Annotated in this window: 8 protein-coding genes and 3 pseudogenes; 5 read left to right on the top strand and 6 right to left on the bottom strand. The window is 38.2% G+C overall.

Features of this window, described 5'->3' with window-relative positions:
* The 5 genes and pseudogenes from HMPREF0027_RS04300 to HMPREF0027_RS04320 form a co-directional block, all read right to left on the bottom strand.
* A pseudogene (locus HMPREF0027_RS04300) lies at positions 1–258 on the bottom strand (IS1595 family transposase); the annotation flags it as partial.
* Entirely contained in the window at positions 239–706 is a 468-nt protein-coding gene (locus HMPREF0027_RS11935) for an MFS transporter (RefSeq protein ID WP_052301764.1), read from the bottom strand. The gene HMPREF0027_RS11935 and the pseudogene HMPREF0027_RS04300, both read right to left, overlap by 20 nt.
* 67 nt (positions 707–773) lie before the next feature.
* Positions 774–2687 carry a BCCT family transporter gene (locus tag HMPREF0027_RS04310; RefSeq protein ID WP_044024279.1) on the bottom strand — a complete coding sequence of 638 codons (1914 nt, stop codon included), beginning with the start codon at positions 2685–2687 and terminating at the stop codon, positions 774–776.
* 333 nt (positions 2688–3020) lie between these two features.
* Complete coding sequence (locus HMPREF0027_RS04315; RefSeq protein ID WP_005622520.1) at positions 3021–3995, bottom strand: NAD(P)H-dependent flavin oxidoreductase; 975 nt, start codon at positions 3993–3995, stop codon at positions 3021–3023.
* 82 nt (positions 3996–4077) lie between these two features.
* Positions 4078–4965: pseudogene (locus HMPREF0027_RS04320) on the bottom strand (lysophospholipase).
* A 107-nt stretch (positions 4966–5072) separates the two neighbouring features.
* Here HMPREF0027_RS04320 and HMPREF0027_RS04325 point away from each other — a divergent pair.
* From HMPREF0027_RS04325 to HMPREF0027_RS04340, 4 genes are all read left to right on the top strand, one after another.
* Entirely contained in the window at positions 5073–5942 is an 870-nt protein-coding gene (locus HMPREF0027_RS04325; RefSeq protein ID WP_005622524.1) for a LysR family transcriptional regulator, read from the top strand.
* A 222-nt stretch (positions 5943–6164) separates the two neighbouring features.
* The gene (locus HMPREF0027_RS04330; protein WP_005622525.1) at positions 6165–7481 is read left to right on the top strand and encodes an ATP-binding protein; all 1317 of its coding nucleotides are present in this window, start codon (positions 6165–6167) and stop codon (positions 7479–7481) included.
* 59 nt (positions 7482–7540) lie between these two features.
* Positions 7541–8374 (top strand): NgoPII family restriction endonuclease, encoded by an 834-nt coding sequence (locus HMPREF0027_RS04335; protein WP_005622526.1) that lies wholly within the window; start codon positions 7541–7543, stop codon positions 8372–8374.
* 9 nt (positions 8375–8383) lie between these two features.
* Positions 8384–9454 (top strand): DNA cytosine methyltransferase, encoded by a 1071-nt coding sequence (locus tag HMPREF0027_RS04340; RefSeq protein WP_005622528.1) that lies wholly within the window; start codon positions 8384–8386, stop codon positions 9452–9454.
* 151 nt (positions 9455–9605) lie between these two features.
* On the opposite strand, the pseudogene HMPREF0027_RS11650 reads toward HMPREF0027_RS04340, so the two are convergent.
* Positions 9606–9760: pseudogene (locus tag HMPREF0027_RS11650) on the bottom strand (zinc-binding dehydrogenase); the annotation flags it as partial.
* 63 nt (positions 9761–9823) lie between these two features.
* Between HMPREF0027_RS11650 and HMPREF0027_RS04345 the strand changes: the two are divergent.
* A complete protein-coding gene (locus tag HMPREF0027_RS04345; protein WP_005622532.1) occupies positions 9824–10642 on the top strand; it encodes a GIY-YIG nuclease family protein in 819 nt (272 codons plus the stop codon).
* Positions 10643–10719 lie beyond the last annotated feature (77 nt).

Here is a 10719-nt window from a genome sequence, read left to right on the forward strand (position 1 = left end):
AGCTCCACGACCACGTTTTCCTTTGCGATGACCGCCAAAATAGCTTTCATCTAACTCAATTTTACCCTCAAAAATCGCATCGGCTTCAAGGGATAAATGGTAGTCAATGACTTGACGGATTTTATGGTAAAACAGAGCAGCTGTATTGGCTTGAATGCCTAATAAATCTGCAGCTGTTCTGGCTGTCACTTCTGCAACAAAAAATTCAAGCAATCTTCTTTGTATAGATTTCTTTAATTTACAATGGGTTATCTTCATTTTTGTAGTATAGCATTCTTGATAATCTACTACAGCCCCAAATAATATTATAGGTTGCCAATGCTTTGCCTCGGGTATCCACATTGGTTTTCTCGCTTAACCAACTTTCTACTAATAACAATAAACTGTAATTGCAGAAGCCTAAAATAATTCGCAGTATGCCCCACACCCACAGGTTATCAATCATCATATGGCTAAGTGCAGCAATAGCAAAGATTGCACCAAATACACTAAACGAACGGATATGACCCACACTGGATACAATACGATGGGCAAGAATAGCGCTAAGTGTTGCACCTACAAAAAATGCTGCGTTAAGTAAACCGATCACGACATCGCTAACGCCCATATCAGCAAGTTTTACACCAGCGGAGTTTAAGAATAACCCATAGCAGAAAAAGAGAAAAAAGATACCGGAAAAGAGCGAATAAAATTTGGTTGTTTGCAAAATAGCTCCTAAATTTTTGTTAGACATTTTAATCTAGAGGCGGGTACGAGACCCGCCCTACAAATAATTATTCTGTCTTCTCTTCCTCATTCAATGCAGTTTCAGTCATATTTTCTACATCAGCCGTCATCAAGGCGTGGCTTTCGTCCATATTTGGGACGTTGCTGTCTTCCACCACTAAATCTGACAACTCGCGAGATTGACACTCGATACCGTATAAGAAATTACGTAAGTTTTCTTTTACCACTTCAAATTCAATTTTAGGATTTTTACCATCAATAAAGCGCATTTGTGCGGTTAAACCGTGACCTTCAAATTCTTCGACTAATTCTTTAAACGCAGGACGTGCGGTTTTTAATAGGAATTGACGAATATCTTTGCGATTGGTTGGGTTAACGATTTTTTCTAAACGTTCTTTCCAATTTTCGCCCGTCCAGTTGCCACTGCCTTGGCTGAATTTTTTGCTGGAATATTGGCTATCCACCATTAAACCTTTCCATAAACCGAAACATAGCACAATTATAATTGCCATAAACGGTAAGGCGATAATTAAGGTCATCGTTTGTAACGAGCCTAAACCACCGGAATATAACAGCGACAAACCAAGCACGGCGAGTAATACACCCCAAAATACACTTTGCCATTTTGGCGAGTCTTCAGTGCCTTGTGAGGCGATATTATTTAGAACAAAAATGCCTGAATCGGCAGAAGTTACAAAGAAAATTGAAATGACAATGACCGCAGCGGTTGATGCAATCATGCCAAATGGTAATTGATCAAAGAAACCGAATAATAAGGCTTCCGTACTGTCACTGATAGCAGTTAATGCGCCGCCTGTTTGTTGATCAATCCAAATTGCAGCACTTCCGAAACTGGTCATCCATAAAATATTGAACAGCGAAGGCACAAAAAGTACACCTAAAATAAATTCACGGATGGTACGTCCTTTCGAAATTTTAGCTATAAACGTCCCAACAAAAGGTGCCCAAGATGCCCACCATGCCCAATACACAACAGTCCAATTACTTAACCAATCTTGTTTTTCAGATTCATAAGCAAAAGTGCGGAAACTAAGCTCTAAAAGTGAACTAAAGTAATAGCCTAGGTTTTCGGTAAGTCCTGAAAAGAGTAATAAAGTAGGGTCTGCAACAATGACGAAAACTAATAATAAGCCTGCAATCACTAATTTGGTTTCACTTAGAATTTTCACGCCTTTGCCCACACCAGAAATCGCAGAGATTACAGCAAGAGTCATTGCAATAATGACGGTAATGGCTAATACCCCAAAACTGCTGCTATCTAACACACCAAGGAATTTAAAACCTGCATTCACCTGCATTGCACCATAGCCTAAGGTGGTGGTTAAACCAAAGATCGTGCTACACAATGCTACGACATCAATTAAATTTCCCCAAAAACCAGCAATGCGATTTTTCAGTAATAGATAAAAGCCTGAACGTACAGTAAGAGGTAATTTATAACGAAAACCGAAATAAGCTAATGCTAATGCAATGACTGCATAAATTGCCCAAGCGTGAATCCCCCAGTGATAGAACGTAGTCATCATCGCTTCTTTCACACGTTCAGATTCACTTAACCCCTCTTGCACAGGTTTTAAGTAATGTGAGAAAGGTTCCGCAACACCGAAGTACATTAGACCGATCCCCATACCGGCAGCAAAGAGCATCGCCATCCAAGACATAAAGGAATACTCCGGTTCATCAGTGTCTGCACCAAGACGAATACTACCTAGTGAACTGACACATAAAAACATCAAAAACAGGAAGAAAATAGATCCTGCTAGAATGTAGAACCAACTAAAGTTGGTAAATACCGCCTGTTTTACAGCATTTAAAGTGGTTTGTGCCTGCTCAGGAAAAACCGAACAAAAAAGTGCCACTAAAGCGACAAAAAACACCGTCGGCACAAAAATCGGGGCTTTTAGTGTGCTTGATGCACGAAGTTCTTGAATGAAACTCATCTTATGCTCCATTCTTAGCTAAAATAAGACCACACTTTTCTCTATTTCTGAAGTTTAAAATAACAAAAAAGTACAATATAAAAAGAAATTGATTTATTGATACCCTACAAGATAGGGGATTTTGAAAATTCTCCTTCTAGATAAGGATAATATAAGATAGTGAGAGTTCACTAAATTGAAATGTAGCATAACTGCCAAGATGAATTAAATGTTATGCTACCATATTGATGGTTTTTTGTCAATAAGAAACTTAAGTTATATTTATTCTAGACTATTTTAATATAAGGCTATCAACAAAAAAACTCAGGGCTTTTTATTGATTACAAAGTGTTGTTATACAAAATCCTGCATCAAATCTTCCACCACGTTTTTGACAGAACGGATTGATTTAATATAAGTAATACCGTTACCTACCGAAATATAGCCTTTCTCAAAATCGCCAAGTAACATACCTTGACGCATTCCATAGCCACCGGTTTGTGCTTTGGCAAGCTCATCTCGCGTTGCACCATTTTCATCCATTTCCACCAATTTATGTGCTAACTGAGTGGGTAGCGAGCGGTAATACGCCGGTTGGGTGCGGAATAACAATAAATCTTGAGCCGTGCTATCGACAACGAGTTGCTTAACGCTTTCATGCATACGGTTTTCCTCAGTTGCTAACAACACAGAACCGACAAATACGCCTTCCGCACCGAGTGCAAAACTTGCTCGTACACCTCGTACATCAGCAATACCGCCAGCTGCCATCACCGGAATACTTACTGCATCGACCATTTGCGGCACGATAGAGAATGTTCCGATCACTTGGTTTGGCACTGTACCACCTTCATCAAAACCGGTTACGACGAAAATATCCGCGCCGATTTCTTCCGCATAGCGTGCATTTTCTACTGTCGGTGTATGAGGACGGAAAATGTTTTTTGTGCCTGCTGCTTTAAATTTTTTTATCATCAGCTTGTAGTCATAGCCATCAATACCGTTGATTAACGCAACCGGCACTTGTTCTTCAATTAATAAATCTACTAACAAATCAATCGTACTGAAATCGTAGGATAAAATCACTGATGCACCGAATGGCTTATCGGTTAATGCTTTGGTTTTACGGATTTCTTCACGGAAAATACGGAGCAAATCTTCCGTTGTTTTCGGTGCTTTCTGCAAGCCGGCATTCGGGCCTAAAATCCCTAAACCTCCGGCATTGCTTACAGCAGCAACAAATTTTGCGTCCGTCAGCCAGCTCATCGGGCCTTGTACAAGGGGAAATTTAATCCCTAGAATGTCAGTAATACGGCTACAAGCGGTCATTTTTTTGTCCTTTTTTGCAAATTGAATTAGTTACGGTATCAGACATTAATCAGACTGATATAAACTCATTGTTCTTCATCATTTATTTTTTTGCACGTTGGCTAATCCAACGCACAATATCATCTACAACAATATCGCCTTTGGGTTCTAACCCATGATATAAACGTAAGCTTTTATTGATGGAATTGGTTTCTTGGTAAAAATCAATAGCATCCTTGGGAACAACATATAAATCCGCATCGCCGCTAACTAACAATACAGGATCAATAAATTTGTTATCATTGTCTTTCAAGTACTGCACACCTTCTTTAAAACTATTAGCGAACGACACAGAAAAATTTTCCAACATCAACGGATCATTCGGCAACGACAAACCCTAGTCATTGGCTTTCGGCATCGGTAAATTCAACGTGGTTAAAGCCACCATTCCGCTGACAAAGCTGTCTTTAGGTTCAGGGCGTGGCAGATAGCCGAAATTCATTTGATGATAACGCAACACGCCTGCCGCCAAAATCACACCGTTGGTTTCATTCGGATATTTGGTCGCATACAACGCCGTGATGTGTCCGCCCATGCTGTGTCCCATCACAAATAAAGGCACATTAGGGTTTTCTTGCTTAGCTTTTTGTACGATTTGACGTAAATCTTCTACCATTTCAAAGTAGCTGTTGATATGAATTTTATCGCGCCCGTCCGATTTACCATGCCCACGAGCATCAAAGCGATAAATTGCAATATCGTTATTGGTCATCTGTTCTGCAAAATTACCAAATACCCCTGAATGACTTGCTAAGCCATGTGAAATCACCAATACCGCCTTAGACGGATTATCTGGATAATCTTTGGTTAACTGTAATGTTAGTCCATCTTGGGTTTTAACTGTTTGCGTAGTATGTGTCTCAGCCCAAGCTACAGGCATTGTTAATGCGAAGCTAGCAGCTAATAAACTGATATTAAGAAATTTTTTCATATGGAAACCTGCTTAGGATTGACTAAGAATATGGCTATTATATTTTTTCAAATTTGGTTTTGAAGATGTTAAAATAAGAATAAGATTTTCAGAAATGAGAAGATGAAATGGATTTAAATAATCTAAGACTGTTTGTGGCAGTTTATCAAGCGGAGAGTTTTTCTAAAGCGGCGGAACAGCTTGCAATGCCAGTTGCGACGGTTAGTCGCCGTATTGCGGAATTTGAAAAATCGCTTTCCACCCAACTTTTCGACCGCTACAAAACAGGGGTGAAACCGACCCCACTTGGCTTGCAACTGTATGAAAAGGTTTATTTGAGCTTAGACAATTTAACGCAAGCAACACAAGATTTTATTGGTGAACAGCAGGAGTTGAGCGGTTATCTGCGTATTTCCACCGTTTCTGCTTGTGAGCCAATTTGGGCGGCAATTGCTGCATTTCAGACAGAATATCCGCAGGTTAAAGTGCATTGTCAGGCGACCGATCGTATATTGGATTTGGTTGAAGACGGCATTGATATCGCGTTTCGAATGGGCGATTTGCATACGGAAAACGTAATTGCTCGCAAAATGATGGATTTAAACGCAGTGCTGGTAGCTCACCCTGATTTTCTTGCTCGGCACGGCACACCGAAAACTCCGCAAGATTTGACCGTACTACCATTTGCCTGCTGGGCAAGAGCAGGGCGGAAAAGTGCAATATTACAACTGGGCGAACAAGCGGTCAAAATTGAACCGATTTTTACCTCTAATGATGTGTATGCTATCGCTCACCAAGCCAAAAGTGCGCATGCTATTTGCCAATTACCAGACTATATGGCACAAGAACTTACAGAGAAATTCGGCTTAGTCGAACTGATGTCCGACTATTCGGCACCAACCTATCCCATCCACGCCATCTATCCCGCCCACTGCCACCCATCTGCAATCATGAAAACCTTTTTGGGGTTTTGTGAGAGGTTTTTAACAGAAAGATAAGACTGCGGTAAAAATTAACTATTCCTTCGCTCTCTCAAAAGCTAGTGGTAAACGTAGTTATCTAGTGCAGTAGATTTTTAATATTTTTTAATTTTTCATTTGGAAAAGTGTGTTATTAACATTTTTTCGTTGGAAAAAATGTGTTTATAACACAAATTTTACTTTGAAAAAATGTAAGATTGGCTTTAAAATAGTTTCTAAAGAATAGAAAACAAACAAATTATGCAAAGAACAATTATTCAATCCTTAGAAAAATGGAAACAGAAGCCTACTCGCAAGCCTTTAATGATTCAAGGTGCAAGACAAGTAGGTAAAACCTGGGCGATGAAGCGTTTTGGTGAGCAATCTTTTGAAAAGGTAGCGTACATTAACTTCGATAATAACCCTCAAATGCAAACATTATTTTCAGGCGATTATGATATCAATCGCTTGATTCTTGGTTTAAAAATTGAAAGCGGTGTAGATATTCAAGCTGAAAATACGCTGATTATTTTTGATGAAGTACAAGAAGTACCACAGGCTTTATCTTCGCTCAAATATTTTTATGAAAATGCACCGCAATTTTATATTGTGGCGGCAGGATCGTTACTTGGTGTGTCATTACAGCATCGGGTTTCTTTTCCTGTGGGCAAGGTGGATTTTTTACCGCTTTATCCGATGGATTTTCACGAGTTTTTGACCGCACTTGGCAAGCAAGATTTAGTGCAGTTACTGGAACTCAAAGATTGGTCGCTTATTTCTGCGATGAAAACAAGTTATATTGATTTGCTACGCCAATATTATTTTGTGGGTGGAATGCCTGAAGCAGTAAAAGTCTTTGTAGAAACGCAAAACTTTGATGAAGTCCGCCAAGTGCAACGCAATTTATTGATGGCGTACGAACAGGATTTTTCTAAATATATCAAAGATGGCCAGACAGTACAAAAAGTGCGGTCAATTTGGGCTTCAATTCCTGAACAACTTGCCAAAGAAAACAAAAAGTTCATCTACTCGCACCTGCAAAAAGGGGCGAGAAGTAAAGATTACGAAATTGCCTTGCAATGGTTGAGAGATAGCGGTTTGGTACATTCCGTGCCACGTGTGAAAAAGCCGTATTTGCCGCTTTCTGCCTATCAAGACGGAGCATTTAAACTTTATGTATTAGATGTAGGATTGCTTGCCGCTCAAAGCCATTTAGATGTCAGCGTTCTGCTTGAAGGCAGCCGTATTTTTACCGAATTTAAAGGCGCTTTAACCGAGCAATATGTGCTACAACAGCTTATTGCCACTCAAGAAAACCCCGTGTTTTACTGGGCAACCGAAAAAGGCACCGCGGAAGTGGATTTTGTCTTGCAACGCAAACAAGCGGTGATTCCGATTGAAGTCAAAGCTGAAGAAAACCTAAAAGCGAAAAGTTTAAAAGTGTATGTGGAACAGTTCCAACCAGAACAAGCGGTCAGATTTTCAATGGCAGATTTTAGGGAACAGGATTGGATGGTGAATGTGCCGTTGTATAGGATGAATTTTATTTATCTTAATCTTAAGCATCCTATCCAGTAACGGTTACTAGATATTTTTGTTATACTAGCAAACAAATTTTTCAAATCGATTTTTATGTTATGAACATTATTAACGCCATTATCAATTTAGTCTGCAATCCAATAACTGAATTAGTCACTCATTACCAAAGTCGTAACCGAGCCAATCAGGCTGGTGATGCATTGGAAGAATATATAAAAGAACTTTTTGCAGGTACTTTTGGCTTATCTGAAGCCGAACGATTAGAAAAAATCTCCGAAGTTTTTTCATATTTGGGCAACAATAGCAATCCACCCGATGCAATGTTGCAAAATGGAGATGCGATTGAAGTGAAGAAAATTGAAAATAACAATTCTGCTTTAGCCTTAAATAGTAGCTATCCAAAATCTAAACTTCTTGCAAATAATCCGATGATTTCGACCGCTTGTAAAAATGCCGAAGATTGGGTTGAAAAAGATTTGATTTATGCTGTTGGTGTGGTTGATGGTGTGAATTTAAAACATTTAGCGTTTGTTTATGGCGAAGATTATTGTGCAGATGAAGATTGTTATTTAAAAATTAAATCAACAATAAAATTAGGAGTAGAAAGTATAGCAGGTGTTGAATTTGCTGAAACCAAAGAACTAGGGAGAGTGAATAAAGTTGATCCATTAGGTATTACTTATTTGCGAGTGCGTGGAATGTGGGGAATTGAAAATCCGTGGACAGTATTTCATTATATTTATCAACGTAATTTCGATTACAATTTTAATTTTATGGCAATTATCAATGAAGAAAAATGGAATAGTTTTCCAAATACAAAAACATTGATTGATTTACAAAATGATCATTTAAAAATCACGGATGTAAAAATTAAAGATCCCAATAATCCTGCGAAATTGAAAAACGCAAAACTTATCACTTATTTTATTTAAAAGAGAGTAATGAAAGTAATTAGTTTATTTTGTGGCTGTGGTGGCTTAGATTTAGGTTTTGAAAAAGCAGGTTTTGAAGTGCCTGTTGCTAATGAATACGATAAAACCATTTGGGCAACCTTTAAAGCTAACCATCCAAAAACTCGCTTGATAGAAGGCGATATTCGTAATATTAAAGAAGAAGATTTCCCTGATGAAATTGACGGCATTATTGGTGGACCACCTTGTCAGTCTTGGTCAGAAGCTGGGGCTTTGCGTGGCATTGATGATGCTCGAGGACAACTTTTCTTTGACTATATCCGTATTTTAAAAAGCAAACAACCAAAATTCTTTTTAGCAGAAAATGTGAGTGGAATGCTAGCTAATCGCCATTCAGAAGCAGTGCAAAATTTACTGAAAATGTTTGATGAGTGTGGCTATGACGTAACACTCACAATGGTCAATGCTAAGGATTACGGCGTGGCACAAGAGCGTAAACGGGTGTTTTATATTGGCTATCGTAAAGATTTGGGAATTGATTTTGAGTTTCCTGTCGGTTCAACGATTGATGATGACAAAAAAATCTCATTAAAAGATATTATTTGGGATTTAAAAGATACTGCTGTTCCAGCGTTAGAGCGTAATCAAACTAATCCGCAAGCGGTCAATAATAACGAATATTTTACAGGCAGTTTTTCGCCAATTTTTATGAGTCGAAACCGTGTGAAGGCATGGCATGAGCAGGGATTTACAGTGCAAGCTTCAGGTAGGCAATGCCAGTTGCACCCGCAAGCCCCCAAAATGGAAAAGCATGGCACAAACGACTATCGTTTTGTTGCAGGCAAGGAAAATCTTTACCGCCGAATGACAATCCGTGAAGTCGCCCGTATACAAGGTTTTCCTGATGATTTTAAGTTCATTTATAAAAATACTAATGATGCCTATAAAATGATAGGTAATGCTGTGCCAGTAAATTTAGCGTATGAAATTGCGGTCGGTATTAAAAAAGCATTAGAAATGTCAAAATCTAAAAAACAAATTGTACGAGTAGTTCAAACTCATCAACCAATACAGCCTACTCAGCAATTATCAATGTTTTAAGTCATAGTTGATTATATTTTAAAATCTTTTATGGTTATACCCATAAAAGATTTTAAAATAATCTATCGTTTAGGTTATGCCCATAAACTCAAAAGTAATGCCTGCACTTTAAAATGTAAAACGCCGTCTGAAACCAGGCGGCATTTCTTTCTTACAACTTCACCAAAATCTTCCCAATCTGTGCATTGCTTTCCATATAACGGTGGGCTTCCGCCATTTCGTCAAAAGCAAACACTTTGTCAATTTCAGGTTTTAATTGACCGCTTGCTAAGCCGTCAAACACAAAATTTTCGCCTGAGTGAGTTTTTTCTTGGAATAGTTAGGATAAAATAACTGATATAAACTTTATAAGAGTAAAAGGAAAATTTTATGGTTACTCATACCGTTATTATTAGTGATAGAGCAAAAGACAATATCACGGTTTATACAAAAGAACCGGTGTTCTTAGCGATTGCGGATCGTGAAGATTTAAAAGCATTAAAACATTTAGAGGAGGCGAATAGAGCAGGGATTTATATCTTATTAGGTGAGAATCAGCGCTATGTTGGGCAAGCTAGTGGGAAAATTTATGATCGCCTAATCACTCATAATGATAATAAAGATTGGTGGAGCAAGATTATTTTCTTTGGGCGAGAGGACGGGCATTTAGATAAATCACAAACGGATTATCTTGAGAAGAAATTAATTGAGGCTTTTCAGAAAACCGATTTAACATTAGATAATGCTACTTCGGGGAATACGTCTTTTATTGAAAAAACCAGTAAGATCAAGGCAGATAATGTTTGGAATATCGCTCAAGAAATCTTAGATGAAGTTGCGCATATTAATATATTTGAAAGCTATGCGACAGAGGAAGAAGAAAACCAAATTGCTCAGATCTATATTGAACTGGATAAACATAAAATCTCAGGCAAAAGTTACCGAGACAATCAGAAAAATTTCTTTTTATTTTTATTGAAACAGCCTAAATATCGTTCTTTAGTGGAAGAGTTTTGTTTAAATGGAAAGCCAACACCGATGCATTGTATTGGAAGCGAACCAAGTCTTAGACCAAATGGGATGAAATATACAACTCAACTTGAAGAAGGTCTTTATCTGTATATAAATTTATCAGTAAAAGGACTACGTAAAGCCATTCAAAATTTTGCAGATGCAACAGGTTTAAAAGTGGTGTTTCACTGGGATTAAAAAATATCGTCTAAAAGTGATATGCAAGAGCTATTTATATGACAAGCGGTCGAATTTCCGCAAAATTTTTGGGATAG

Source organism: Actinobacillus ureae ATCC 25976 (genome assembly GCF_000188255.1).
Classification (GTDB): Bacteria; Pseudomonadota; Gammaproteobacteria; order Enterobacterales; family Pasteurellaceae; genus Actinobacillus; species Actinobacillus ureae.

Bases quoted from the DNA above. Each gene is read 5' to 3' on its own strand.
- HMPREF0027_RS04310 (WP_044024279.1), bottom strand. From the start codon at position 2,687: ATGAGTTTCATTCAAGAACTTCGTGCATCAAGCACACTAAAAGCCCCG.
- HMPREF0027_RS04315 (WP_005622520.1), bottom strand. From the start codon at position 3,995: ATGACCGCTTGTAGCCGTATTACTGACATTCTAGGGATTAAATTTCCC.
- HMPREF0027_RS04325 (WP_005622524.1), top strand. From the start codon at position 5,073: ATGGATTTAAATAATCTAAGACTGTTTGTGGCAGTTTATCAAGCGGAG.
- HMPREF0027_RS04330 (WP_005622525.1), top strand. From the start codon at position 6,165: ATGCAAAGAACAATTATTCAATCCTTAGAAAAATGGAAACAGAAGCCT.
- HMPREF0027_RS04335 (WP_005622526.1), top strand. From the start codon at position 7,541: ATGAACATTATTAACGCCATTATCAATTTAGTCTGCAATCCAATAACT.
- HMPREF0027_RS04340 (WP_005622528.1), top strand. From the start codon at position 8,384: ATGAAAGTAATTAGTTTATTTTGTGGCTGTGGTGGCTTAGATTTAGGT.
- HMPREF0027_RS04345 (WP_005622532.1), top strand. From the start codon at position 9,824: ATGGTTACTCATACCGTTATTATTAGTGATAGAGCAAAAGACAATATC.